Genomic DNA, 26258 nt, shown 5'->3' on the forward strand with positions numbered 1-26258 from the left:
AAACTCGGGGCACATTGATTATGAACTTCGGTTCACTGGGCGAACGACGTGAGTGGACAAGGCAGGCGAGGGCATGGCCGACATTCGTTCCCTGCACGACGCCGTACGGGACCTGGTCCACGACGGGGACACCGTCGCGCTGGAGGGCTTCACCCACCTGATCCCGTTCGCCGCGGCGCACGAGATCATCCGGCAGGGCGTCACCGGCCTGACACTGGTCCGGATGACCCCCGACGTGGTCTACGACCAGCTGATCGGCGCGGGTGCCGCACGCAAACTGGTCTTCTCCTGGGGCGGCAACCCCGGCGTCGGCTCGCTGCACCGCTTCCGCGACGCGGTCGAGAACGGCTGGCCGCACCCGCTGGAACTGGACGAGCACAGCCACGCCGGCATGGCCAACCGCTACGTCGCCGGCGCGTCCGGGCTGCCGTTCGCGGTGCTGCGCGGCTACCGCGGCAGCGGCCTGCCCGCCCGTACGGACACGATCTCCACCGTCACCTGCCCGTTCACCGGCGAGGAGCTGGCCGCCGTGGCCGCCCTCAACCCGGACGTCACGGTCGTCCACGCCCAGCAGGCCGACCGGGACGGCAACGTCCAGCTGTGGGGCCTGGCCGGAGTGCAGAAGGAAGCGGTGCTGGCCGCGGGGCGGGTGCTGGTCACCGTCGAGGAGATCGTCGGAGGGGACCTGGAGCCCCGGCCCGGCGCGGTGGTGCTGCCCGGGTGGGTGATCGACGCGGTCGCGGAGGTGCCCGGCGGCGCCCACCCCTCGTACGCGGCCGGCTATTCGGTCCGCGACAACGACTTCTACCAGGCGTGGGACGCGGTCTCCCGCGACCGGGACACCTTCTCGCGATGGATCGACGAGCACGTGAGGGGAGGGGCCCGATGAGCCCGGTGAGTGGTACGGAGAGTGCGGTGGGCGGCGCGGAGAGCCCGGTGGGCGGTGCGGCGGGCGCCGCGCGTTGTGGACGCGACGAGCTGATGGAGGTCAACGCGGCCCGCGCGCTGGCCGGCGCGAAGAGCTGCTTCGTCGGCATCGGGCTGCCCAGCACGGCCGCCAACCTGGCGCGCCGTACCGTCAACCCGGGCCTGGTCCTGGTGTACGAGTCGGGCACCATCGGCTCCCGGCCGACGCGGCTGCCGCTGTCGATCGGCGACGGCGAACTGGCCGACACGGCCGACGCGGTGGTGTCCGTGCCGGAGATCTTCAACTACTGGCTGCAGGGCGGCCGGATCGACGTGGGCTTCCTCGGGGCCGCCCAGCTGGACCGGTTCGCCAACATCAACACCACCGTCGTGGACCGCGGCCCGGACCGGCCCGAAGGCCGGCTGCCCGGTGCGGGCGGCGCCCCCGAGATCGCCGCGAACTGCGGCCGGGTGCTCGTCGTACTGCGCCACACCCGCCGCAACCTCGTGCCCGCGCTCGACTTCGTCACCACCGTCGGACACGGCGCGGGGCCAGGCGACCGCGCGGCGCTCGGCATGCGCGGCGCCGGGCCCACCGCCGTCATCACCGACCTCGGCGTCCTGCGCCCCGACCCGGCCACCGCCGAGCTCGTACTGACCGCCGTGCACCCGGGCGTGACTCCTGGTCAGGCCCGTGCGGCCACCGGCTGGGACCTGCGCACGGCACCGGACCTCACGACCACCGAGGCGCCGACCGAGGCCGAACTGTCGGCCCTGCGCGCGCTGAAAGCAGCCGGGGGCAAGGAGAGCGAGGGGGACAAAACGGCGTGAGCGCCGCGGCGCCCTGGGTATCCGGCCGCGGATCGGCGAGGCTGGCCCGTGCACCCGGACATCCGGACACCCGTGCACCCGGCCACCGCCACCCGCCCCGTGCGGAGATCGCCGAAGAAACGCGGAAGACATCGAAGGACCGCGGAAGACACCGAAGGCCCCACGTCTGGAGAAGCCCCGATGACTCCACCGAGCGCATCCGCCGCACCCGCACCTCCCGCCCCGAACGCCCCCGCGGCCCCGGACCCGGCCCCGCCCCCGCCGGGCTCCGAACCGCAGTCCGTCATCGACCGCGAGATCGCCGCCCTGCACACCGCCGCCGCCCGCGAGCGCACGGCGGGCGGCCCCGTACGCGCGCACCCCGCCCGCGACTTCGCCCCGTACCGCAGCACCCGGCTCCGCCACCCCCGCAGGCCGCTCGCCTCGATCGACGTGCGGCGCGACCCGGAGGCCGTCGAACTGGCCGGGCCGGCTTTCGGCGGCACCGACGTGACCGCCCTCGACGCCGACCTCACCCGGCAGCACGCCGGGGAGCCGCTCGGCGAACGGATCACCGTCACCGGCCGGGTACGGGACCGCGCCGGGCGCCCGGTGCGCGGCCAGCTCGTCGAGATCTGGCAGGCCAACGCCGCCGGCCGGTACGCGCACCGGGCCGACGGGCACCCGGCGCCGCTCGACCCGAACTTCACCGGCGCGGGCCGCTGCCTGACCGACGATGAGGGCCGCTACGCGTTCACCACGGTCAGGCCCGGCGCCTACCCGTGGCGCAACCACGGCAACGCCTGGCGCCCGGCTCACATCCACTTCTCGCTCTTCGGCACCGCCTTCACCCAGCGGCTCGTCACCCAGATGTACTTCCCGGGCGACCCGCTTTTCCCGTACGACCCGATCCTCGCCTCGTGCACGGACCCGCTGGCCCGTGCGCGGCTGGTCTGCGCGTACGACCCCGGGCTCACCCGGCCGGAGTTCTCGCTCGGCTACCGCTGGGACATCGTGCTGGACGGCCCGGCCGCCACCTGGACCGAGGAGGGCCGCCGATGACCGAGCTGCCGCACGACGGCGTACCGCGGCAGCCCGCCGCGGCGGAGGAGGCGGACGGGGAGCTGCTTCCCACGCCCTCCCAGACCATCGGCCCGTTCTTCGGGTACGCGCTGCCGTTCGCCGGCGGCGGGCAGATCGCCCCGGCCGGGCACGCCGGCACGCTGACCCTGCACGGCCGCGTCGTGGACGGCGCGGGCGAGCCGGTGCCGGACGCGCTGCTGGAGTTCTGGCAGGCCGGTCCGGACGGGAGCCTGCGCGGCGCGCCGGGGTCGATGCGCCGCGACCCGGTGACCGGTGCGGACGCCGGCCGCAACGGCGTGGACTTCACCGGCTTCGGCCGGGTCCCCACCGACGCCGACGGCCGCTACGTCCTGCGCACGCTGCCCGCCACCGCCCCGGCGGGCCGGCCGGACGCGGCGCCGTACATCGCGGTGTGCGTCTTCGCCAGGGGGCTGCTGCACCACCTGTTCACCCGGGTCTACTTTCCCGGCGACACGGCGGCCCACGCGGCCGACCCGCTGTTGTCCCGGCTTCCCGCGCACCGGGCGCGCACGCTGGTGGCGCGGGCCGACGGCGAGCGCCGGTACCGCTTCGACATCCGCCTCCAGGCCGCCGCGCCGAGCGGTGCGGAGGAGGACGGCGAGGAGTGCGAGGAGACGGTTTTCCTTGAGTTCCGCTGAGCCCCGGGCCGAAGCCGCGGCCGCGGCGCCGGACGCGGCCGACACGGGCTTGCTGGCGCCCGCCTGGGCCGGTTCGGCCGTCGAGGCCGCCACCGGTGACGCGGCGTACGTACGCGCCCTGTTGGATGCGGAAGCGGCCCTGACACGCGCCCAGGCGGCGCTTGGCCTGGCACCGGCGGAGGCTGCCGAAGCGGTCACCGCCGCCGCGTCCGACCACGTCCGCCACGACGCCCGCGCGCTCGCGCTACGTGCCCGCTCCGGCGGCAACCCGGTGATCCCCCTGGTCGCCGACCTCACGTCCGCCGTGGCCGGGCGCGATGCCGCGGCGGCCGCGTACGTCCACCGCGGCGCCACCAGTCAGGACATCCTCGACACGGCCACCATGCTGGTCTGCGTACGCGCCCTGGAAGCCGTCCTGGCCGATCTGGACGCCACCGCGGCCGCCCTGGACCGGCTGGCGGCCGCGCACCGCGACACCCCGATGGCGGGCCGCACGCTGACACAGCACGCGGTGCCGACCACGTTCGGCCTCAAGGCCGCCGGGTGGCGCTCGCTCGTCCTGGACGCGCGGGACCGGCTCGCCGCCGTACGGGACGCGCTGCCCGTGCAGTTGGGCGGCGCGGCGGGCACCCTCGCGGCGTTCCACGCGTACGCGGAGGCCGGGGCGGGGCAAGCGGCGGCGGACGACCTCGGGCTCCGGCTGCTCGCCGCGTACGCCGAAGAGACCGGCCTCGCCGAGCCGGACCTGCCCTGGCACGCCTTGCGCACGCCCGTCGCCGACCTCGCGGGCGCCCTGGCGCACACGGCGGGCGCCCTCGGGAAGGTCGCCGCCGACGTGCTGGTCCTCTCCCGTACGGAGACCGGCGAACTCGCCGAGGGCAGCGGCGGCGGCTCCTCCGCCATGCCCCACAAGGCCAACCCGGTACGGGCGACGCTGATCGCGGCCGCGGCCCGGCAGGTACCGGCCCTGGCCGGGGTGCTGTACGGGGCGCTGGCCGCCGAGGACGAACGGCCGGCCGGTGCCTGGCACGCGGAGTGGCAGCCGCTGCGGGACGCGCTGCGGCTGGTCGGCGGCGCGGCCGGGAACGCCGCGGAACTGGCCGCCGGGCTGCGGGCGCACCCGCGGCGGATGCGCGCGAACCTCGCCGCGACCGGCGGGCTGGTCGTCACCGAACGCCTGGCGGCCGTGCTCGGCGCCGTGCTCGGGCGCGGTACCGCCAAGGGCCTGCTCACCGAGGTGGCACGCCGGGCCGCGGCGGACGGCACCGGCCTGGACGAGGAGTTGGGCCGGGAGCTGCGCGCGGCACACCCCGCCGCCGCGGCGGCCTTCCCGGCGGAGCGGCTGCGGGAGCTGGCCGACCCGGCCGCCTACCTGGGTGCGGCCGGAGCGCTCGTCGACCGCGCCCTGCGCCGTACCGCCCGCCGTACCGCACAGAATCCGCAGGAGAGCGCATGACCACACCGACCACCGGCCGCGGCTCCCACCCGGTCCCGCACCATCGTGTGGACGGCCCGGCAGGGGCGCCCCCGCTCCTCCTGGGGCCGTCCCTGGGCACCTCGCTCGACGTGTGGGAGCCGCAACTCGACACGCTGGCGCGCCGGTTCCGCGTCGTCCGCTGGGACCTGCCGGGGCACGGCGGGACACCGTACGACGTGCTCGGGGGCCGTACGGACGGGCCCTGCACCGTTGCCGGACTCGGCGGGCTCGTGCTCGCGCTCGCAGACTCCCTCGGCATCGACCGGTTCGCATACGCGGGCATCTCCCTGGGCGGCGCCGTCGGCGCCTGGCTCGCGGCCCGCCACCCCGAGCGCGTCGCGTCCCTCGCGCTGGTCTGCTCCTCGGCCCGCTTCGGCGAGCCCGCCGGATGGCGCGAAAGGGCCGCCCTCGTACGGGAGCAGGGCATCGGGCCGGTCGCCGACGCCACCGCGGAACGCTGGTTCACCCCGGCGTTCGCCGGCTCCCCGGCGGCGGACCGCCTCCTGGCCGGGCTGCGGACCGTGGCCCCCGAGGGCTACGCGGCCTGCTGCGACGCGCTCGCCGCGTACGACCTGCGCGCGGAACTCGGCACGATCGGCGCGCCCACCCTGGTCGTCGCGGGCCGCGCCGACCCCGCGACGCCGCCCGCGCACGCCCGCGAACTCGCCGACGGCATCCCGGGCGCGAGCCTCACCGAACTGGCCGGCGCCGCCCACCTGGCCAACGCCGAACGGCCCGCGCCGGTGCTGGCCGCGCTCCTCGGCCACCTCGCGGCCCACCCGCCCGCGTACGACGGTGCCCCCGCCGACGACCACGCGCGGCGCGCCGCCGGCACGGCCGTCCGCCGCGCGGTCCTCGGCGACGCCCACGTCGACCGCGCGGCCGACCGCACCACCGCCTTCACCGCGGTCTTCCAGGACTTCATCACCCGCTACGCGTGGGGAGAGATCTGGACGCGCTCCGGACTGTCCCGGCACACCCGCAGCTGCGTCACGATCACCGCGCTGGTGGCCCGCGGCCACCACGACGAACTGGCCCTGCACCTGCGGGCCGCCCTGCGCAACGGGCTCACCGCCGAGGACATCCAGGAGGTCCTGTTGCAGTCGGCCGTCTACTGCGGCGTACCGGCGGCGAACTCCGCGTTCGCGCTGGCCGACCGCGTCATCGCCGAACACCGGGAAGGGAAGTGACCCCGATGCGCACGACGGGCGCCGGCCCCGCCACCACCGTCGGCATCGTCGGCGGCGGCCCGGCAGGACTGCTCCTGGCCCGGCTGCTGCACCGCTCCGGCATCGACAGCGTCGTCCTGGAGAGCCGCGACCGCGCCTACGTCGAGCAGCGGCAACGAGCCGGCATCCTGGAGCAGGGCACCGCCGACACCCTGCGCGGCTGCGGCGCCGGGGAGCGCCTGGACCGGGAGGGCCTGGTCCACCACGGCATCCGGCTCCACTACGACGGGCGTTCCCACCGCGTGGACTTCCCCTCCCTGACCGGCGGCCGCAGCGTACTGGTCTACGCGCAGACCGAAGTGGTCAAGGACCTCATAGCGCTCCAGCTGTCCGACGGCGGGCCGCTGCTGTTCGGGGCGCGGGCGCTCGCGGTCGAGGGCGCGGACACCGGCCGGCCCGTGATCCGCTACGCGCACCGGGGCCGCGAGCACACCCTCGCCTGCGACTACGTCGTCGGCTGCGACGGCTTCCACGGCATCACCCGCGACGCGGTGCCGGCGGGCGCGCGGCGCACGTACGAACGCGGCTACCCGTACTCCTGGCTCGGTGTGCTCGCCGAAGCGCCACCGGCCTGCGAGGAGTTGGTGTACGCCCATTCCGAACGCGGCTTCGCGCTGTTCAGCATGCGCTCGCCCACGGTCAGCCGGCTCTACCTTCAGGTGCCCAACGGAACCGACCCTGCCGACTGGCCGGACGACCGGATCTGGGACGAACTCGGCGCCCGGTCCGCCACCGAGGGCGGTCGGCAGCCGGTGCGCGGACCGATCACCGCCAAGTCCGTGCTGCCGATGCGCAGTGTGGTCACCGAGCCCATGCGGTACGGGCGGGTGCTGCTCGCCGGGGACGCCGCGCACATCGTCCCGCCGACCGGTGCCAAAGGGCTGAACCTGGCCGTTTCCGACGTCACCGCACTGGCCGGCGCCTTCGCCCACTTGAAGGACACCGGTTCCACGCGGCAGCTGGACGCCTGGTCCGACAGCTGCCTGCGCCGGGTGTGGCGCGCCGAACACTTCTCGTACTCCATGACGACGGCGCTGCACACCGAACCCGGCCAGAGCGCCTTCGACACCCGGCTGCAGATCGCCCGGCTGGACCGCATAGCGGCCTCCCCGCACGCCGCCGCCGAGCTGGCCGAGAACTACACGGGCCTGCCGTGACTCACCCCGGCCGCCGCTCGCCGTCCTCGCCGGACTCCGCCGCCACGTCCTCGGCCACCTGCTTGAGCGTGTGCCCGCTCAGCGCCGAGCGCGCGCGGCGGGGGTCGGGTGTGCCCCGGCCGTCCGCGTGCTCGTCGTCCGTCTTCACCAGCAGCCAGGATTCCCGCTCGTCGCTGTCCTTGCCGCCGCGGAACCGGGTGAGGGCATAACCGCCGTGCAGTTTCTTCCCCTCCATCCAGAACCGGGCATGGCCCTTTTCCAGCGATTCGGCGAACGGTACCTCGCGGCCCTTCTTGTCGTGTGACATCGGGCGGTAATGACCCTGGTCCCACACGATGACCGTGCCGCCCCCGTATTCACCCGCCGGAATGACGCCTTCGAAATCCCGGTAGTCGAGAGGGTGGTCCTCGGTGGGCATCGCCAGCCGTTTGTCCTTGGGGTCGGTGGACGGTCCCTTGGGTACGGACCACGACTTGAGCACCCCGTCGACCTCCAGCCGGAAGTCGAAATGCAGGGTGCTCGCGTCGTGGATCTGCACCACGAAGCGCGGCTTACCGGAAGGGTCGGCACCGGAACCGCCCCGCGGTTCCGACGTCCGGTCGAAATGCCGCTTGGAGAGGTAGGTGCGCAGCGGCCCCTTGCTCATGGACGCTCCCGCCGTCAGCGGCCGAGCGCCTTGGCCAGCTGGTCCTTGTTCATGTTCGACCGGCCTTCCACGCCGCGCTGCTTGGCCTCGTTGTACAGCTGGTCGCGGGTGGGGCCCTTGGGCCCGGTGCGGTTGCCGGAGCGCTGGCCGCCGCGCTCGGGCGCCGACTTGCGGTCCTTGGTCGACGACTTGCTGGCGGTCTTCGACTCGCCGGAGCGGGCGCGTTCCTTGTTCACGGTGCGGGCCGCGATCTCCTTGGCCCGGCCGGTGGACGTGCCGCGCTTCTGGGCGCCTTCCTTGATGTGCTCGTACTGGCGCTCACGCTTGGCGTTCGATCCTGCGGGCATGGTGTCCCTCCTTATTCCGTTTCCGGCTCTACGGATACCCGTGAATTCCGGACTGTAACGATCACGCGCGTCACTTGCGGGCCCGCAGGCACCGGATGAATTCCTCCGCGTACGGCAGGGCGACGCACGCACCCACCCCGGCCGCGATACCGGCGAGGTATTTCGCGGGCAGTGGGCGTTCCTTGGGCAGCAGTTTCCAGGCGCCGGGGCGCCGGCCGCCGTGCGCGAGATCCCGTACGGACTCCCAGTGCAGGCATGCGGTGAAGGCCACCGCCGCCAGCGGCAGCACCTCCAGGAAACTGTGGATGTGCTGCTCCACCGGGCGTACCTCGCGGTCCTCGGTGGCCACGGTCACGTCCCAGATCGCGGTGGCGCTGTGCGCGGCGGCGGCCCCGCCCATCATCGTCAGTACCAGCGGGTTGACCTTCGCGAGCAGCCCGGCCAGCACCGGCACCCCGGCCTCGGCCATCATCACCGCGTGGATCGCGGATTCCTTCACGCCGGTGGTCTTCTCGATGTGCGTGCGCCGGTGCATCACCCAGTCGGCGACGGCCGGTACGAACCACATGGGCAGTACGCCGTACATCAGGACGCGCTGGGCCGCGTTCTCCACGTCGTCGGCGCCGGGGGAGGGCCGCAGGGCCTCCCCCCGCCGCCAGTGCCGCCAGTCCTTCAATGCCGTCAACCTGGCCACGGGGCCTCCTTGTGTCGGTCGGTCGGGTCCTCCGCCGCCCGGCCCCGCGAGCGGGTCACGGGGCCGGGAGCGGCGGTCAGTCCTGGCTCTCCCCGCGGTGCTTGCCGCCCGGCAGGAACTCCTGGATCTTCGCCTTGACGCCCTGCTTGAGCACGCCGGCCGTCTCCGGGTCGCCCTTGAGGATGGCGGTGGCGGCCGCCTCGATCTGGTCCAGCGTGGCGTGCGGCGGGATCGGCGGCACGTTGGGGTCGGTGCGGAAGTCGACGACGAACGGCCGGTCGGCGGCGAGCGCCTGCCGCCACGCGCTCTCCACCTCGTCGGGCCGCTCGACCCGGACGCCGTCCAGCCCGATCGAGCGGGCGAAGTCGGCGTAGGGCACGTCCGGGATGCGCTGCGACTCCTCGAACTGCGGGGCCCCCGACATGGCCCGCATCTCCCACGTCACCTGGTTGAGGTCCTCGTTGTTCAGCACCGCGACGACCATCCGCGGGTCGCTCCACTCCCGCCAGTACTTGGCGGCGGTGATCAGCTCCGCCATGCCGTTCATCTGCATCGCCCCGTCACCGACGATGGCCAGCGCGGGCCGCTCCGGGTGGGCGAACTTGGCGCCGATGACGTACGGCACGCCAGGCCCCATGGTGGCCAGCGTCCCGGACAGCGAACCGCGCATCGAGCCGCGCAGCCGCAGGTGCCGCGCGTACCAGTTGGCCGCCGAGCCGGAGTCCGCCGCCAGGATCACGTCGTCGGGCAGCAGCGCGTCCAGCGCGTGCACCACGTACTCCGGGTTGACGGGGTCGGCCTCCACGGCGGCGCGCCGCTCCATGACCGTCCACCAGCGCTTGACGTTCGACTCGATCTCCTCGCGCCACTTGCGCGCCTTCTTGCGCTTGAGCAGCGGCAGCAGCCGCTCCAGCGTCGCCGAGGCGTCCCCCACGAGGTTGACCTCGAAGGGGTAGCGCAGCCCCACCATGAACGGGTCGATGTCGATCTGCACGGCGCGGGCCTTCCCGTACTCGGGCAGGAACTGGGAGTACGGGAAGCTGGAGCCGATCACCAGCAGCGTGTCGCACTCCTGCATCAGCTCGTAACTGGGCCGGGTGCCCAGCAGCCCGATGGCGCCGGTCACGTACGGCAGCTCGTCGGACAGCGCGTCCTTGCCCAGCAGCGCCTTGGCCACCCCGGCGCCGAGCAGTTCGGCGGTCTCCTCGACCCGCTCGCGGGCGCCCCGGGCGCCCTGCCCGACCAGGATGGCCACCTTCTCGCCCGCGTTGAGCACCTCGGCGGCGCGCCGCAGGTCCTCGTCGGCCGGCACCGGCGCGTACTGCGACACGCCCAGGCTGGACGGCACCATCTTGAACTCGTGGGTCGGCGCGCTGTACTCCAGCTCCTGCACGTCCCCGGGGATGATGACCGCGGTGACGGTGCGCTTGGCGTACGCGGTGCGCATCGCCCGGTCGATGACGTTCGGCAGCTGCTCGGGAACGGTCACCATCTCGCAGAATTCGGAAGCGACGTCCTTGTACAGGCTCAGCAGGTCGACTTCCTGCTGGTAGGAGCCGCCCATCGCGCTGCGCGCGGTCTGGCCCACGATGGCCACCACCGGTACGTGGTCCAGCTTCGCGTCGTAGAGCCCGTTCAGCAGGTGGATCGCGCCGGGCCCGGACGTCGCCGCGCACACGCCCGCCTTACCGGAGAACTTGGCGTACCCCACGGCCTCGAACGCCGCCATCTCCTCGTGCCGCGCCTGCACGAACTTCGGCCGGTTGTCCGCCCGCCCCCAGGCGGCGAGCAGACCGTTGATCCCGTCCCCCGCGTAGGAGAAGACATGGTCGACGTCCCATTCGCGCAGGCGCTGGAGTACGTAGTCGGAGACTTTGGTGGACATGCGGTTCTTCCTCTCACGATCTCGGTGGCGGGTGGCCGACCGGTGTTCCGTGTGCCCGTCCAGGCCCGGCGGATGCACGGCGGGGCCGTACGGATTCCGGACGGGCGTACGCCCCAGGGCCGCCGGTCAGCGGCGCAGCCTGCGGAGCAGGGCCAGGAGCCCGGCGCTCAGCGCGCCGCCGCCCGCCACGGCCGCGGTCACCAGGCGGCCGGTGCCCGCGGCGGGCGGCGCCGGCCGGTCCGCGGTCCGCTCCGGGCGGTCGGCGGGCAGCCGCCGGTCGAGCCCCAGGGCCAGGGCCTCGGCCAGGTGTACAGGGCGCCGTCCGGTGCCGCCCTGCTCGATCTGCGTACGGCAGCTGAATCCGTCGGCCAGTACCAGCGCGCCGGGCGCCGTGTCCCGTACGGCGGGCAGCACACCCTGTTCCGCGATGGCCTTGGACAGGCCGTGGTGCCCGCGCTCGAAGCCGAAGTTCCCGGCGAGCCCGCAGCACCCGGCGTCCAGCACGTCGGCGTCCACCCCGGCCCGGCGCATCAGCTCCCGGTCGGCGTCGAACGCGAGCACCGCGTGCTGGTGGCAGTGCGTCTGCACGGTCGCCGACCGGTCCACGCGCGGGGGCCGCCAGCCCTCGGGGGCGTGGTTGACGAGCTGCTCGGAGAAGGTGCGGAACTGCCGCGCCAGCCGCTGCACGTCCTCGTCGTCCGGCATCAGCCCGGGCGCGTCGGCGCGGAAGACGGCGGTGCAGGACGGCTCCAGCCCGATGACGGGGGTACCGGCCCCGATCCACGGCCGCAGCACGTCCAGGGTCCGCCGCAGCACCCGCCCGGCGGTGTCCAGCTGGCCGGTGGAGATCCACGTCAGCCCGCAGCACACCGCGCGCTCCGGCACGGCGACCCGGAACCCGGCGTCCTCCAGCACCCGCACCGCCGCCTTGGCCACGCCCGGGTGGAAGTACGTACTGAACGTGTCGGGCCACAGCACGACCGTGCGCGGGTCCGCCGGATCGGGCTCCGCGGTGCCGCGCGCCCGCCACCACTGCACGAACGACTCCGGCGCGAGGACCGGCGCGGCCCGCTCCGCCGCCACCCCGGCCACCCGCTTGCCGATCCGGGCCAGCCCGGGGGCGCTCAGCGCGGCGTTGACCAGCCCCGGCGCGAGCCGGGAGAGCCGGGCCCAGAGCGGCAGCCAGCCCATCGAGTAGTGCGCGGCGGGCCGCAGCCGTCCCGCGTAGTGGTGGGACAGGAACTCCGCCTTGTACGTCGCCATGTCGACACCGACCGGGCAGTCCGACTTGCAGCCCTTGCACGCCAGGCACAGGTCCAGCGCGTCGCGCACCTCGGTGGAGCGCCAGCCGCCGGTGACGGGGGAGTCCGCGTGCCCTTCCAGCATCTCGAACAGCAGCCGGGCCCGGCCGCGGGTGGAGTGCTCCTCCTCGCCCGTCGCCCGGTACGAGGGGCACATCACGCCCCCGGACCGCGTACGGCAGTTGCCGACACCGACGCAGCGCATCACCGCCTGCGTGAAGTTGTGGTCGTCGTCGGGGTAGGCGAAGCGCGTCTCCGGGCTCCGCGGCCGCCACCGGGCACCCAGGCGCAGATTCCCGTCGACCGCCGCCGGGTGGACGACCTTGCCGGGGTTCATCCGCCCGTCCGGGTCGAACAGCGCCTTGACCTCCTCGAACGCCGTCACCAGCCGCTCGCCGAACATCCGCGGCAGCAGCTCGCCGCGGGCCTGCCCGTCGCCGTGCTCGCCGGACAGCGACCCGCCGTAGGACGCGACCAGGTCGGCGGCGCGGAAGAGGAACGCGCGGAAGTCCGCGACGCCCTCGGCGCTCTTGAGGTCGAACGGGATGCGGGTGTGCACACAGCCCTGCCCGAAGTGCCCGTACAGCGCCGCGTGGTCGTACCCGAACTCGGCGAACAGGGCGCGCAGGTCCCGCAGGTAGTCGCCGAGCCGGTCCGGCAGCACCGCGGAGTCCTCCCAGCCCTCCCAGGTCTCCCGCCCGCCCGGCGGCCGAGCGGTCACGCCGAGCCCCGCCTCCCGCGCCTTGAGCATCTGCTGCTCGCGCACCGGATCGTCGGAGAAGGCCACCGACGCGTCGTCCTGGGTCCGGCCGATCCCGTCCAGCATGCCCTGGCACTGCGCGTCCACCTCCTCCCGGCTGTCGCCGCTGAACTGCAACAGCAGCCAGCTGTCGCCCGCCGGGAAGCGCTCCAGCGAGTCCAGGTAGGCGCCTTCCTCCCGCATCAGCTGCGCCATCCGGCCGTCGATGGCCTCCAACTGCGTGGGATCGCCGTGCTCCAGGAGCCGCGGCACGTCGTCGGCGGCCGCGCAGATGTCCGGGTAGCCGAGGACGAGCATCGCCTCGAAGGGCTGTACGGGGACGAGCTCCAGCTCCGCGCGCAGGACGGTGACCAGGGTGCCTTCGCTGCCCACCAGCGCGCGGGCGAGGTTGAAGCCATGCTCCGGCAGGAGCGCGTCCAGGTTGTATCCGGAGACCCGCCGGGGAATGTCGGGAAAGCCGCGGCGCACATCGGCCATGTAGCGCGTGGCGATGCCGCGCAGCCCCTCGTAGAGCTGCCCCTTGCGCCCGCCCCCGGCAACCGTCTCCTCGTACGCGTCCTCGGAGGTCGGGCCGACCCAGCAGCGCAGCCCGTCGTACGTCAGGATCTCCAGCCGCCGGACGTTGTCCGCGGTCTTCCCGTACGCCTGGGCGGACGCGCCGCACGAATTGTTGCCGATCATGCCGCCCAGCGCGCAGTGGCTGTGCGTCGAAGGCTTGGGCCCGAACTTCAAGCCGTGCGGGGCCAGCAGGCGGTTCAGCTCGTCCAGGACGATGCCGGGCTCCACCACACACGTACGGCGGTCGGGGTCCACGGACAGCAACGCGTTGCAGTACTTGGTCCAGTCGACGACCACGGCGGTGTTCGTGCACTGGCCGCCCAGGCTCGTCCCGCCGCCACGGGACAGCACCGGCGCCCCGAACCCGGCGCACACCGCGACCGCCGCCGCGCCCGCTTCGGTGCTCCGCGGCACGACCACGCCGATCGGCACCTGCCGGTAGTTCGACCCGTCCGTGGCGTACGCGCCCCGGCTGCCCGCGTCGAACCGCACCTCGCCGTCCACGCGTTCGCGCAGCGCCGCCGCCAGCTCCGCGGTACGCGCCTCCGGCCACCGTGCCGGGGCGCGCCCGCCGTCGTCCGGCCCCGCCGTCATCGCCGTTCCGGCGCCGCGAGCAGGCTGCTGTCCAGCCGCTCCGCCAGGTCCGCAGGACCGTCGTACACCTCGTGCGCGCCCGCCTCCCGCAGGTCGTGCTCCGGATAGCCGCCGCTGAGAACCGCCAAGCAGGGCACTCCGGCCCGGTGGCTCGCCCGGACGTCCCAGACGGTGTCGCCGACGAAGACCGCCTCGTCGGCGGTGACCCCGCCGTGCCGGAGGGCGGCCTCCACCAGGTCGGGCGCCGGCTTGCTCGCCGACACGTCGTCGGAGCTGGTGACCGCCGTGATCACGTCCTCCGCGTCCAGCGCCCGGCGCATCGCCGCCAGCTCGGGGCCGTGCGCCGAACTCGCCAGCACCACCGTCCAGCCGCGCTTCGCGCACGCCCGCAGCAACTCGGCCGCGCCGTCGAGCGGGGCCAGCCGCTCCCAGTACTCCGCGAAGAGCGTGCCGTGCGCCGTGCGGATCGTCTCGTCCCCCGCGCGGTCCCGGTCGCCGCTGAGCAGATGGTCCAGCAGATGGTCGGAGCCCATGCCGATGGCCCGGTGGATCTCCGCCATGGCCACCTGGTGGCCGGACTGCCGGAACGCCTCCCACCAGGTGACGGCGTGCAGATAGGTGCTGTCGACCAGCGTTCCGTCGACGTCGAAGAGTGCGGCTCCGCGTGCGCTCACCGTGTTTCCTTCCGCGAGGGCCGCTCCCGTACGGATCCGGCCGTGTTGTCCTGTCGCCCGCCGGGGCCGGCCCGGCACGATCCCAAAGACCCGCCCTAGCCGCGGGCGGGCGGCGCTGCCCGTCCGCGCTGGTTGAAGCGTCCGGCGGCCCGGTCGTTGAGGGCGCTGAGCACCTTGCGCACCCGCGAGCCCGCCACCCGGCCGCCCTCCTGCACCGCGGCGCCCTCGGTCACGCCCGGCGCGCCGACGGCGTCCCGCGGCAGCACCCGCGCGAGGACCGACGAGAGCCGGGTGGTGGTCGCGGGCGCCAGCCCGTGCGCCTTGTCCGCCAGGCGGGCGGCGGGCGTCAGGACGATGCGGGGGCGCCGCCGCTGCACCCCCGTGACGATGCGTTCCGCGGCGCGTTCGGCGTTCATCGACAGCACGGGCGTGCCCGCCAGCGCCGAGAACCAGGCGAACTCGCGCGGCGCGTCCCCGCCGAACTGCGCGTGCAGATGGGACCCGGTGCGCATCAGGCCCGGGTGCACCGCCGTCACCGTCACCCCGTACGCGCCCTCCTCCGCATGCAGCCCCTCGGCCAGCGCGCCCACGGCGGACTTCGCGCAGGAGTACGGCAGCAGGTGCGGCACGGCCAGCAGGCCGCCGACCGAACCGATCAGCGCCAGCCGCCCACCGGACGGGCTGCGCCGCAGGTGGGGGAGGGTCGCCAGGGCCGTGTTGAGGGCGCCCTCGAAGATCGATTGCATGGCGTCGTGGAACGCCTCGTGGCCCAGCGACGCCGACGGTCCCACCTGGATGACGCCGGCGTTGCCGATGACGATGTCCAGCCCGCCCTCGCGCGCCGCGACGTCCGCGACGGCGGCCTCGACCGCCGCCCGGTCCCGTACGTCGCACACCACGGTGCCGGCCGGCGGTCCCCCGGGGCGCCGCAGCGACCGGGCCGCCTCGGCCAGTTCCTCCGCGTCCCGGGCCAGGATGGTCACCCGGCAGCCCCGCGCCACCAGCTGACGTGCCATCAGCAGGCCCAGCCCGCGCGACCCCCCGGTCACCAGGGCGGACAGCCCCGCGATCGGCGGTGCGGATGCGAGATGCGGCATGCCGGCTCCCTTCACTTCGGTTCCCTCGTCCACCGGCGCGCCGCCGGCCGCCCCGTCACGGGGTGAACAGCACCTTGATCGCGCCGTCCGTCTTCTTCTGGAACATCTCGTACGCGTCGGGCGCCTTGTCGAGCGGCAGCCGGTGCGTGGCGAAGTCGTCCACGCCCAGCGGGTCGTCGTCGGTGAGCAGCGGCAGGATGGCGTCGGACCAGTTCCGGACGTTGGCCTGGCCCATCCGGAACGTGAGCTGCTTGTCGAACATCACCAGCATCGGCATCGGGTCCGTCATGCCGCCGTACACGCCGCTGATGGAGATCGTGCCGCCGCGGCGCGCCAGGGAGATGGCCAGGTGCAGCGCGCTCAGCCGGTCGACGCCGGCCTTGCTCATCAGCTTCTCGGCCCAGCGCGACGGCATCAGCCCGGCGGCCTGCTGCGCGAGGCGGCCGGCCGGGCTGCCGTGCGCCTCGGTGCCCACCGCGTCGATGACGGAATCCGGGCCGCGGCCGTGGGTCTGGTCCTTCACGGCGGTGAGCAGCTCGTCCTCGCTGTCGAAGCCGTCCAGGTCCAGGACGGTGGCCCCGTCCCGGCGCGCCCGCGCCAGCCGCTCGGGTACGTGGTCGATGCCGATGACCTGTTCGGCGCCCAGGTGCCGGGCGATCCGGCAGGCCATCGCGCCGATCGGCCCGAGCCCCAGGACGGCGACGCTGCCGCCCTTGGGCACGTTCGCGTACTGCACGGCCTGCCAGGCGGTGGGCAGCACGTCCGACAGGTAGACGAAGCGGTCGTCGGCCGGCCCGTGCGGGACCTTGATCGGCCCGTACTGGGCCTGCGGTACGCGCAGGTACTCGGCCTGCGCGCCGGGCACCCGGCCGTAGAGCTTGGTGTAGCCGAACAGCGGCGCGCCCATCCCCTGCTCGCGGACCTGCGTGGTCTCGCACTGCGTCTGGAGGCCGTCCCCGCACATCCGGCAGGTGCCGCAGGCGATCTGGAACGGGATCACCACCCGGTCGCCTGGGCTCAGGCCCGGTACTTCGGAGCCGGTCTCCTCGACGATGCCCATCGGCTCGTGCCCGAGGACGTCGCCGGGTGTCATGAAGGGCGTCAGGACCTCGTACAGGTGCAGGTCCGAGCCGCACAGCCCGCTGGACGTGATCCGTACGATCGCGTCGGTCGGCTTCTGGATCTTCGGGTCGGGGACGTGTTCCACACGGACGTCGCGCTTGCCGTGCCAGACCGTCGCTCGCATCGGGGATCTCCTCTTCCTGCCGGTGGCGGCCTTCCGCCGCCCGGACGCGGCGACCGGGCCGTGGGCAAGGCCGACCGGCCATACCGACCCAAATGCCGCTTTGATGTCTAAAGCGGTGTTCTTTGCCGTGGCAGCTCCAGTACCCGCATCGCCCGGCCCGAATCGTTTCCCGCACGCCGGGACGCCGGGTTTCCCCCGCCGGGAAAGCGGTTACCCGCCGCAGCACCCGAGGGGGCGACCCACAGCCACCCCACCCGGCCCCGCAGCGGGCCGTCGAGACCGCACGGAGCCCCGATGACCGACTACGGATACTTCCTGTCCTGCGAGGAGCACCGTCCCGCCGAGCTGGTCGAGCAGGCCCGCATGGCCGAACAGGCCGGCTTCAGCAAACTGTGGATCTCCGACCACTTCCACCCGTGGAACGCCGAGCAGGGCCAGAGCCCGTTCGTGTGGTCGGTGATCGGGGCCCTCTCCCAGGTCACCTCGCTGCCGGTGGAGACCGCGGTGACCTGCCCCATCATGCGGCTGCACCCGGTGGTCACGGCCCAGGCCGCCGCCACCAGCGGAGTGCTCCTGGACGGCCGATTCCGGCTCGGCGTGGGCAGCGGCGAGGCCCTCAACGAACACGTGCTGGGCGGCTACTGGCCGCAGACCTCGGTGCGTCTGGAGATGCTGGAGGAAGCGGTCCAGGTGATGCGGCAGCTCTTCGAGGGCGGCGAGGTCAGCCACCACGGCAAGCACTACACCGTGGAGAACGCCCGGCTCTACACCGTGCCCGACGAGCCGGTGCCGATCGACGTGTCCGCGTTCGGGCCCAACGCCACCGAACTGGCCGCCCGCGTCGGCGACGGCTTCGTGACCATGTCACCGGACGCCGACGCCGTCGAACGCTTCCGGCGGGGCGGCGGCGGCAACAAACCCGTACAGGGCGGCCTCAAGGTCTGCTACGGACCGGACCGCGACGAGGCGCTCGCCACCGCGCACCGCCTGTGGGCCAACGAACAGCTCCCCGGCGAACTGCCGCAGATCCTCCCCACCCCGCGCCACTTCGAGCAGGCGTCGCAGCTGGTCACCCGCGAGCGGGTCGCGGAGGCCGTCACCTGCGGAGACGACGTGGACGCGCACGTCGCGGCGGCACACGCCTACGCCGAGGCGGGCTTCGACACCGTCTACGTCAACCAGATCGGCCCGGACCAGCGGGGCTTCTTCGACTTCTACCGCACCAAGGTGCTGCCGCAGCTCGGGGACTGAGCACCCGTAGGGCGCGCCGGCTCACAGCGCCTCGCCGGCCACCGGCACCACACCGGCCGGCGCCGCACAGCCGAAGAACTTGCCCGCCGCGGCCGGCGTGCCCGGCCAGGAACGGGCCAGCTCCAGCACGCGGCGCGGCTGCCGCCGCCAGTTGAGCGCACACACCGGAACACCGCACTGCCGCCCGTACACGTCCAGCCGCCGCAGGAAGTGCAGGCCGGCGGCGTCCATGAACGTGACGCCCGCCATTTCGAGCACCACGCTCCCGAGGCCGGACGGCAGCGCTTCGACGGCCTCGTCGAGGACCGGGACGGTGCCGTAGTCGATCTCTCCCCGGACGGTCAGGACGGCGGAGGAGCCGAACAGCCGGGTACGGACCCCGAGGGCGTCCGGACCGGCCAGGGGAGACCGGTCTGTCTGTAAGGACATGGCCCCCATCGTGGCAGGAGTCAAACCCCCTGTCCACGCCCGCTCGGCGCCGCCACGCCACCTCCGGACGCCGCCTTCGGGCCCTGCCTCCGCCGACGCGAAAATACGGTGGCGCGGGATTTCACGCCCGGGCTAGGGTGAACCCGTTCCTCGCGGTGGCCGCCGGCCGCCGCGTCCGGCCGTGCGAGAAACAGGAGGTGTGACCCGATGGCTGTCTTTGCGATGGGCGCTGCCCGCATCCACCAGACCATCAGTTCCGCTTCCGTGGTCTCCGGCTGACCTCATCTCACTTCTTCCCGCGCGCCGGGCGCGTGGGGCCGGGACCACCCTTGTGAAGGGTTTCCCTTGCATTCGTCTTCCGCTTCATCCGCTTCGCCGTGCCCGCTGACCGCCTACGGCTGGGACGACGGATTCGCGGAGAGTTTTCTGGCCTACGCCGGGCGGGGCTACCTGCCCGGCCGGATCGTCCGAGTGGACCGGGGGCGCGTGGACGCCGTGGTCCCCGAGGCCGACGGCGTACGGACCGTGCTGGCCGACACCGCTCTGGTGGCCACCGGCGACCCCATGCGGGTGCCGTGCACCGGCGACTGGGCGGTGATCGACCTCGGCGAGGTCGGCACCGGCCGGGACGCCGCCGTACGGGCGCTGCTGCCGCGGCGCACCGCGTTCACGCGGTCGGCCTCGTCCAAGCGGTCCGAGGGCCAGGTACTGGCCGCGAACGTGGACCACGCCGTGATCGCGGTCTCGCTCGCCGTGGAACTGGACCTCGGACGTGTCGAACGCTTCGTCTCCCTGGGCTGGGAGAGCGGGGCACAGCCACTGCTCGTACTGACCAAGGCCGACCTCGGCGGCGGCCCGGACGCGGTGGCCCACCTGCTCGCGGACGCGCGGACCGCCGCGCCGGGGGTCCAGGTCCTGGCGGTCAGCGCGACCACCGGAGAGGGGCTGGACGCGCTCGCCGCGGTGCTCGCCGGCGGCACGTCCGTGCTGCTCGGGCAGTCCGGCGCGGGCAAGTCCACGCTGGCCAACGCGCTGCTGGGCGAGGACGTCCAGGACGTACGGGCCGCCAGGGACCGCGACGGCAAGGGCCGGCACACCACGACCACCCGGGACCTGCTGGTGCTGCCCGGCGGCGGGGTGGTCATCGACACCCCGGGCCTGCGGGGCGTCGGCATGTGGGACGCCGACGCCGGGCTGGCGCGTACCTTCTCGGACATCGAGGAACTGGCCGCCGAGTGCCGCTTCCACGACTGCGGGCACCACACGGAGCCCGGGTGCGCCGTGCTGGCCGCCATCGACCGCGGAGACCTTCCGCAGCGGCGGCTGGAGAGCTACCGCAAGCTGCTGCGCGAGAACGAGTGGATCGTGGCGAAGACCGACGCCCGGCTGCGGGCGGAGATCCGCAGGGATTGGAAGCAGAAGCAGGCCCTGGGCCGGTACATGGTGGAGAGGAAGCGCGGACTCCGGGGCTGAGCGGCGCTCCACGGAAGGGGCGGGGCCGCCCGGCGCCCCGCCCCTCTGGCCGCTCCGAACGTCGCGTCCGATATCCGCCAGTGAGCGGTCCCCCGGTGGCGCACACTGGGCACGTGATGGACGACGAGGCCAGGTACGAGGCGGTGACCAGCCGTGACGCGCGCTTCGACGGCGAGTTCTTCTTCGCCGTCGTGACGACCGGCATCTACTGCCGGCCGAGCTGCCCGGCCGTCACCCCGAAGCGCGCGAACGTACGGTTCTACGCGTCGGCGGCGGCCGCGCAGGGCGCCGGTTTCCGGGCCTGCCGCCGCTGCCGCCCGGACGCCGTGCCGGGCTCCGCCGAGTGGAACGCGCGCGCCGACCTGGTGGGCCGCGCCATGCGCTTCATCGGCGACGGCGTGATCGACCGGGAGGGCGTCGCCGGCCTCGCGCGGCGGCTGGGCTACAGCGCGCGGCAGGTGCAGCGGCAGCTCACGGCCGAGCTGGGCGCCGGCCCGGTGGCCCTGGCGCGGGCCCGCCGCGCGCACACCGCGCGGCTGCTGCTCCAGACCACCGGCCTGCCGGTCACCGACCTGGCCTTCGCCTCCGGGTTCGCCAGCATCCGGCAGTTCAACGACACGATGCGGGAGATCTACGCCAGTACGCCGAGCGAGCTGCGCGCGGCGGCGGGGACCCGCGACAAGGCGGCTGCCGGCCCGTCCGGCGCCGCGCGGCACGGCGCGCCCGCCGGGGTCCCGCTGCGGCTCGCCTACCGGGGCCCGTACGCGGCCGCCGAGATCTTCGACTTCCTCCAGGAGCGCGCGGTGCCCGGCGTGGAGGAGATACGCGGCGCGCGGGGCGCCCGCACGTACCGCCGGACGCTGCGCCTGGCACACGGCAGCGGCGTCGCCGAGGTCGACGAGCACGCGGGGGCGCGATCGCGGCGCCGCCCGCGCGCCGGACTCGTGTGCCCGGCCTCCAGGGGCGCGGACGGCGGCTGGCTGGAGTGCCGGCTGCACCTGACCGACCTGCGGGACCTGTCCACCGCCGTACAGCGGATGCGCCGCCTGTTCGACCTGGACGCCGACCCGTTCGCCGTCGCCGAGCGGCTGGGCGCCGACCCGCGGCTCGGGCCGCTGGTCGCGGCACGCGCCGGCCTGCGCTCACCGGGCGCGGCGGACCCCGAGGAGCTGGCCGTGCGGGTCGTCCTCGGCGGGCCTCCGGAGCGCGCCGCCGAGCTGGTACGGGCGTACGGCAAGCCGCTGGACGCCGCGGACGGCACGCTGACCCACCTCTTCCCCGAGCCCGCGGCGCTGACCGGCGACGGGGTGCCGGACGTGGTGCGCGCGCTGTGCGCAGCGCTCGCCGACGGCGCCGTCCTCCTGGACGCGGGCGCGGACCGGGACGCGGCCGAACGCGCGCTGAGCACGCTGCCGGGAGTGGGCCAGGCCGCCGCCGCGTACATCCGGATGCGGGCGCTGGGGGACCCGGACGTGGGTCCGGTGGCGGACGGCGGCCGGGAAGCGGCGTCCTGGGACGCCTGGCGGCCGTGGCGGTCGTACGCGTTCCACCACCTGCGCCACGCGGCGGGCGCCCGGCGTCACGAAGACCAGCCGGCGGCGACGACACCCGCCCAGGAACCGGCCGCCAGCAGGCAGGCGGACAGCTCGGCCAGCACACTCGTCCCGACGGACCGCATGACCGTACGGGTGGCGGCCCACGCGTCGCCGTGGCTGCCCAGCCGCGTCCGCTCCAGCAGGTAGAGCCCGCCGACCGAGCCCAGCACGACCCCCACGACCGGGACCACGAAGAACCCGGCGATGCCCGCGACGCCCGACAGGAACAGCGTGCGGTACGGGGCGCCGGCGGCCCGCGCGTCACGGGGCGGCAGCAGCCAGGTGACGACCTGGCTCAGGAGCAGGACGGCGGTGGTGCCGATGAGGACGTACCAGGCCGGGCCGGTCCGCTCGGTCATCGACCACCACAGCACGCCCGCCCACACGATCGCCGGCCCCGGCACCCCCGGGACCAGCACGCCGAGCAGGCCGAGCAGCAAGACGAGACCGACCGCGAGCAACTGCCACACGCCCATGGCCCCAGCGTGCCGGAAGCGGCACCGGCGCGCCCCTCGGCGCGTACCGGCCGGGCGGCCCGCCGGTGCGCTCCCGCGCCCTGTTTCCCGGCCGTCCGCCGATGGACAATGCGCCCCATGGACCCACTGGGGGATCGGCGTGGCCATGAGGACGACTGGTGGCGGCAGTTGTACGAGGACGGCGGCGCGGCGGTACGGGACACCGGGCCGGCGACGGCCCTGGACTCGCTCGACGACCGGGTGGCCTCCGCCCTCCGCACGGTGGGCCCCGCGCCGCCGGACCCGGACCCGGGTCGGGGAACGCCGCCCGACCCCGAGCCGATGGAGCTGCCCGCCGCCGATCCGGCCGCGCTCGACGGCCTCGTCGCCGACACGGAGCTGGACGGCGCCGGCTACGGCGCCCTGACCCTGCGCGCCGCCTCGCTGCGCGGCGAGACCGCCCGCCGGCGGGCCGAGCCGCGCGGGGACGCCCTGCTCACCGCCCGGTTCGGGGCCGGGCGGCACGCGCTGGTCCTGGTCGCGGTGGCCACCGGAGCCCGCGAGGCGGACGGCACGCCCACGGGCGCGGGCACCGCCCACCGTGCCGCCCGCGACGCCTGTCACCGGATCGGCGGCGCGGTGGGCCGCAGTTACCCCCGGCTGGCCGAGGACGTGCGCACGGGCAACCGCGGCGCCCTCAAATCGGGCCTGCAACGCCTCACCGACCGCAGCTACGGCACGCTCCGTGCGTACGTGGGCGAGCACGGCCCGGAGCCCGGCCGGTACACGGTTGCGCTGCGCTGCCTGCTGCTGCCCGCCGACCCCGCATGCCGTACGCGCGTGTTCTTCGGCGTCGGCGCGGGTGGGCTGTTCCGGCTGCGCAACGGCGTCTGGCAGGACCTGGAGCCCGTACCGCCCGAGGAGGACGCGTCGGACGGCCCGGTCGCCGGATTCGGTGCCGGGCCACCGGGCGGCGAGGCCGGCGGTGGCCTGTACACGGCCGAGCCGTGCACGTGGCCGGAGCCGTTCCGCTTCCGGGCCTGCGTCGCCAGGCCCGGCGACACGCTGCTGCTGTGCAGCGCCGGGCTCGCCGGGCCGCTGACCGGTGCCGCCGGGTTCGCGGGGCGGCTGGCGGAGCGCTGGGCGGACGCCGGACCGCCGGGACTCGCGGACTTCCTGGCCGACGTCCGGCTGGGGGCGGAGGGCTACGGGCAGGACCGTACGGCCGTGGCCGTGTGGGAGGGCACCGACGCGGCGGAGGGGGCGGACCGGCAGGCGTAGTCCGGCCGGACACGGGCCCGCGGGAGTGGTAGAACCGGAAGGAATGTCACAAAGCGGGCCGGACCCGGACATCGCGCTCCCCGGCCCCGCAGCGGAGGAGCGACAGCGACATGGCGAAACAGACGGTGGCGGAGCAGTTCGTCGACATCCTGGTGCGGGCCGGGGTACGGCGGCTCTACGGAGTCGTCGGCGACAGCCTCAACCCCGTCGTGGACGCGGTCCGCCGCACCGCCGCGATCGACTGGGTCCAGGTCCGCCACGAAGAGGTCGCCGCCTTCGCGGCGGGCGCCGAGGCCCAGATCACCGGGCGGCTGGCGGCCTGCGCCGGCTCCTGCGGCCCCGGCAACCTGCACCTGATCAACGGCCTCTTCGACGCCCACCGCTCGATGGTCCCGGTGCTCGCGCTCGCCTCCCACATCCCCTCCAGCGAGATCGGCACCGGTTTCTTCCAGGAGACCCACCCGGACCGGCTGTTCACCGAATGCAGCCACTACAGCGAGATGATCTCCAGCCGGGACCAGATGCCGCGGGTGCTCCAGACCGCCGTCCAGAACGCCATCGGGCTCAGCGGCGTCGCGGTCGTCTCGCTGCCCGGCGACATCGCCGACGAGGAGGCGCCCGAGCGCTCCATCGAGACCGCGCTGGTCACCTCGCGCCCCTCCGTACGCCCCGGGGACGCGGAGATCGACCAGCTGGTCCGGATGATCGAGGACGCCGGCAAGGTCACGCTCTTCTGCGGCAGCGGCACCGCGGGGGCGCACGCCGAGGTGATGGAGTTCGCCGAGCGCCTCAAGGCCCCGGTGGGCCACGCGCTGCGCGGCAAGGAGTGGATCCAGTACGACAACCCGTACGACGTCGGCATGAGCGGCCTGCTCGGCTACGGCGCCGCCTACGAGGCCACCCACGAGTGCGACCTGCTGATCCTGCTGGGCACGGACTTCCCGTACAACGCCTTCCTGCCGGACAACGTCAAGATCGTCCAGGTCGACGTACGCCCCGAACGGCTCGGCCGCCGCTCCAAGCTGGACCTCGCCGTCTGGGGCGACGTCCGCGAGACGCTGCGCTGCCTCAACCCGCGCGTCACCCCCAAGAAGAGCCGCAAGTTCCTCGACCGGATGCTGAAAAAGCACGCCGACGCCCTCGAAGGCGTCGTCAAGGCGTACACCCGCAAGGTGGACAAGCACACGCCGATCCACCCCGAATACGTCGCCTCCGTACTGGACGAGGAGGCCGCGGACGACGCGGCCTTCACGGTCGACACCGGGATGTGCAACGTCTGGGCGGCCCGCTACATCAGCCCCAACGGCCGCCGCAGGGTGATCGGTTCGTTCACCCACGGCTCGATGGCCAACGCGCTGCCGCAGGCCATCGGCGCACAGTTCACCGACCGCCGCCGCCAGGTCGTCTCGATGTCGGGCGACGGCGGCTTCTCCATGCTGATGGGCGACTTCCTCACCCTCGTCCAGTACGACCTGCCGGTGAAGGTGGTCCTGTTCAACAACTCCTCGCTGGGCATGGTGGAGCTGGAGATGATGGTGGCCGGCCTCCCGTCGTACGGGACCACCAACCACAACCCGGATTTCGCCGCCATCGCGCGGGCGGCCGGGGCGCACGGCGTACGGGTCGAGAAGCCCAAGGAAGTGCGCGGGGCCCTGCGCGACGCCTTCAAGCACAAGGGGCCCGCCCTGGTCGACATCGTCACCGACCCCAACGCGCTGTCCATGCCGCCGAAGATCAGCAAGGACATGGTCCAGGGCTTCGCGCTCTCCGCCGGCAAGATCGTCCTGGACGGCGGCGTCGGCCGGATGCTCCAGATGGCCCGCTCCAACCTCCGGAATATTCCCCGAATCTGAGCCGGTGGCACACCCCTTCGCACGGGTGCCCGCAGCCTCGCGGGCCGGCGCATGGCCTTGGGTCCGGTGGGCATGCATGACCGTGAAGCTGTTCGAGGGAGAGGGACCGGAAAGCGTACGGGGCGGGGAGGATGAAGCGTCAGTCTGTGCGGCGCGACGACAGAGGCGGGCCGGCCGCCGGGCGCGAGGGCGTCCGCAACGGGACCCGGTTGCCCGGGACGATGGAACGCAAACTGCGGCACGCGGACCTGACGGCGGTGGCCGCGGTCCGCGCGGAGCTGCGCCAGTTGATGTGCCAGTGGGGGGAACCCGAAGACACCGACATAGCGGAGCTGCTCATCAGCGAGCTGGTCACCAACGCCCTCGTGCACACGAACGGGGGCGCCGTCGTGACCGCCACGGTCACCGACCGGCTGCGTGTGGAGGTACGGGACTTCGTCGGGCGGCGCCCCAGACTGCGCCCGCCGACATCGGACGGCACCTCGGGAAGGGGGCTGATGCTGGTGCACTCCCTCGCGGACGCGTGGGGGGTCAAGGCCCACGGCGTGGGCAAGTGCGTGTGGTTCGAGCTGGGCGGCGGACCGGCCTAGGCCCTGTCGTCAAAATCCCGTCGTTCCGCCCGGAGGGCGGGCCGCGCGGCGTCTGGTGCACTCCGCTGCGCTCCGTCTCGGCTCTTCGATCCATCCTTCGGAAGCCGAGCCGATCGCAAGGCGCAGCGATGTCCTCGTAGCGGAGCTACTAGGGCAACGCGGCGAGCGTGCGTGCTGGGGGTCCCCCCAGCGGTAGCTGGGGGAGTCG

22 protein-coding genes and 1 pseudogene are annotated in these 26258 nt (G+C 74.0%); 13 read left to right on the forward strand and 10 right to left on the reverse strand.

Annotated features, from left to right (window positions below; all coding sequences use genetic code 11):
* Positions 1-73 precede the first annotated feature (73 nt).
* The 7 genes from ACH4OW_RS30020 (at position 74) to ACH4OW_RS30050 (ending at position 7321) form a co-directional block, all read left to right on the forward strand.
* Complete coding sequence (locus ACH4OW_RS30020) at positions 74-889, forward strand: CoA transferase subunit A (protein WP_398030904.1); 816 nt, start codon at positions 74-76, stop codon at positions 887-889.
* Between the two features lie 92 nt (positions 890-981).
* Entirely contained in the window at positions 982-1737 is a 756-nt protein-coding gene (locus ACH4OW_RS30025) for a CoA-transferase (RefSeq protein ID WP_360131746.1), read from the forward strand.
* A 180-nt stretch (positions 1738-1917) separates the two neighbouring features.
* On the forward strand, positions 1918-2778 hold the full coding sequence (gene pcaH / locus ACH4OW_RS30030; RefSeq protein WP_398030905.1) for a protocatechuate 3,4-dioxygenase subunit beta: 861 nt from the start codon (positions 1918-1920) through the stop codon (positions 2776-2778).
* Complete coding sequence (pcaG, locus tag ACH4OW_RS30035) at positions 2775-3458, forward strand: protocatechuate 3,4-dioxygenase subunit alpha (protein WP_398030907.1); 684 nt, start codon at positions 2775-2777, stop codon at positions 3456-3458. Before pcaH ends, pcaG begins: the two co-directional genes overlap by 4 nt.
* Entirely contained in the window at positions 3445-4914 is a 1470-nt protein-coding gene (gene pcaB / locus ACH4OW_RS30040; protein WP_398030909.1) for a 3-carboxy-cis,cis-muconate cycloisomerase, read from the forward strand. Before pcaG ends, pcaB begins: the two co-directional genes overlap by 14 nt.
* Positions 4911-6125: a 3-oxoadipate enol-lactonase gene (gene pcaD / locus ACH4OW_RS30045; RefSeq protein WP_398030911.1), complete on the forward strand. Its 1215-nt coding sequence runs from the start codon at positions 4911-4913 to the stop codon at positions 6123-6125. Before pcaB ends, pcaD begins: the two co-directional genes overlap by 4 nt.
* A 5-nt stretch (positions 6126-6130) precedes the next feature.
* Positions 6131-7321 carry a 4-hydroxybenzoate 3-monooxygenase gene (locus ACH4OW_RS30050; protein ID WP_398030912.1) on the forward strand — a complete coding sequence of 397 codons (1191 nt, stop codon included), beginning with the start codon at positions 6131-6133 and terminating at the stop codon, positions 7319-7321.
* 1 nt (position 7322) lies between these two features.
* On the opposite strand, the gene ACH4OW_RS30055 is transcribed toward ACH4OW_RS30050, so the two are convergent.
* The 8 genes from ACH4OW_RS30055 to ACH4OW_RS30090 form a co-directional block, all read right to left on the reverse strand.
* On the reverse strand, positions 7323-7967 hold the full coding sequence (locus tag ACH4OW_RS30055; RefSeq protein ID WP_360131684.1) for a DNA polymerase ligase N-terminal domain-containing protein: 645 nt from the start codon (positions 7965-7967) through the stop codon (positions 7323-7325).
* 14 nt (positions 7968-7981) lie between these two features.
* A complete protein-coding gene (locus tag ACH4OW_RS30060; RefSeq protein WP_360131687.1) occupies positions 7982-8314 on the reverse strand; it encodes a plasmid stabilization protein in 333 nt (110 codons plus the stop codon).
* A 70-nt stretch (positions 8315-8384) separates the two neighbouring features.
* On the reverse strand, positions 8385-9008 hold the full coding sequence (locus ACH4OW_RS30065) for a diguanylate cyclase (protein ID WP_360131690.1): 624 nt from the start codon (positions 9006-9008) through the stop codon (positions 8385-8387).
* Positions 9009-9084: 76 nt separating this feature from the next.
* Positions 9085-10893: a thiamine pyrophosphate-requiring protein gene (locus ACH4OW_RS30070; protein WP_398030913.1), complete on the reverse strand. Its 1809-nt coding sequence runs from the start codon at positions 10891-10893 to the stop codon at positions 9085-9087.
* A gap of 126 nt (positions 10894-11019) precedes the next feature.
* Positions 11020-14106, reverse strand: a complete 3087-nt coding sequence (locus tag ACH4OW_RS30075) for an FAD-binding and (Fe-S)-binding domain-containing protein (RefSeq protein ID WP_398030915.1) — start codon at positions 14104-14106, stop codon at positions 11020-11022.
* On the reverse strand, positions 14103-14780 hold the full coding sequence (locus ACH4OW_RS30080) for an HAD family hydrolase (RefSeq protein ID WP_360131699.1): 678 nt from the start codon (positions 14778-14780) through the stop codon (positions 14103-14105). The genes ACH4OW_RS30075 and ACH4OW_RS30080 overlap by 4 nt, the downstream gene beginning before the upstream one ends.
* Positions 14781-14875: 95 nt before the next feature.
* Complete coding sequence (locus ACH4OW_RS30085) at positions 14876-15877, reverse strand: SDR family oxidoreductase (protein ID WP_360131702.1); 1002 nt, start codon at positions 15875-15877, stop codon at positions 14876-14878.
* 55 nt (positions 15878-15932) lie between these two features.
* Positions 15933-17123, reverse strand: coding sequence for a zinc-dependent alcohol dehydrogenase (locus ACH4OW_RS30090; protein ID WP_398030917.1), 1191 nt, complete (start codon positions 17121-17123; stop codon positions 15933-15935).
* Positions 17124-17417: 294 nt separating this feature from the next.
* On the opposite strand from ACH4OW_RS30090, the gene ACH4OW_RS30095 reads away from it, so the two are divergent.
* Entirely contained in the window at positions 17418-18374 is a 957-nt protein-coding gene (locus tag ACH4OW_RS30095) for an LLM class F420-dependent oxidoreductase (RefSeq protein ID WP_360131708.1), read from the forward strand.
* A 21-nt stretch (positions 18375-18395) separates the two neighbouring features.
* Here ACH4OW_RS30095 and ACH4OW_RS30100 read toward each other — a convergent pair whose 3' ends face one another.
* The gene (locus tag ACH4OW_RS30100; RefSeq protein ID WP_360131711.1) at positions 18396-18803 is read right to left on the reverse strand and encodes an STAS domain-containing protein; all 408 of its coding nucleotides are present in this window, start codon (positions 18801-18803) and stop codon (positions 18396-18398) included.
* Between the two features lie 345 nt (positions 18804-19148).
* Between ACH4OW_RS30100 and rsgA the strand changes: the two genes are divergently transcribed.
* Together rsgA and ACH4OW_RS30110 are read left to right on the forward strand one after the other, a co-directional pair.
* Complete coding sequence (gene rsgA / locus ACH4OW_RS30105; RefSeq protein WP_398030919.1) at positions 19149-20276, forward strand: ribosome small subunit-dependent GTPase A; 1128 nt, start codon at positions 19149-19151, stop codon at positions 20274-20276.
* A 116-nt stretch (positions 20277-20392) separates the two neighbouring features.
* A complete protein-coding gene (locus ACH4OW_RS30110) occupies positions 20393-22018 on the forward strand; it encodes an AlkA N-terminal domain-containing protein (protein ID WP_398030971.1) in 1626 nt (541 codons plus the stop codon).
* Here the strand turns inward: ACH4OW_RS30110 and ACH4OW_RS30115 are convergent.
* Positions 21943-22494: pseudogene (locus ACH4OW_RS30115) on the reverse strand (DUF456 domain-containing protein); the annotation flags it as partial. The gene ACH4OW_RS30110 and the pseudogene ACH4OW_RS30115 sit on opposite strands and share 76 nt — an antisense overlap.
* Between ACH4OW_RS30115 and ACH4OW_RS30120 the strand changes: the two are divergent.
* From ACH4OW_RS30120 to ACH4OW_RS30130, 3 genes are all read left to right on the forward strand, one after another.
* Positions 22465-23607, forward strand: coding sequence for a protein phosphatase 2C domain-containing protein (locus tag ACH4OW_RS30120; RefSeq protein WP_398030921.1), 1143 nt, complete (start codon positions 22465-22467; stop codon positions 23605-23607). The pseudogene ACH4OW_RS30115 and the gene ACH4OW_RS30120 overlap by 30 nt on opposite strands.
* A gap of 110 nt (positions 23608-23717) precedes the next feature.
* Positions 23718-25460 carry a pyruvate dehydrogenase gene (locus ACH4OW_RS30125; protein WP_398030923.1) on the forward strand — a complete coding sequence of 581 codons (1743 nt, stop codon included), beginning with the start codon at positions 23718-23720 and terminating at the stop codon, positions 25458-25460.
* Positions 25461-25591: 131 nt separating this feature from the next.
* Positions 25592-26050 (forward strand): ATP-binding protein, encoded by a 459-nt coding sequence (locus ACH4OW_RS30130; RefSeq protein ID WP_398030924.1) that lies wholly within the window; start codon positions 25592-25594, stop codon positions 26048-26050.
* Positions 26051-26258: the final 208 nt, after the last annotated feature.

Origin of the sequence: Streptomyces sp. NPDC017056, from assembly GCF_044332485.1 — a bacterium.
In the GTDB taxonomy this organism is placed as follows: Bacteria; Actinomycetota; Actinomycetes; order Streptomycetales; family Streptomycetaceae; genus Streptomyces.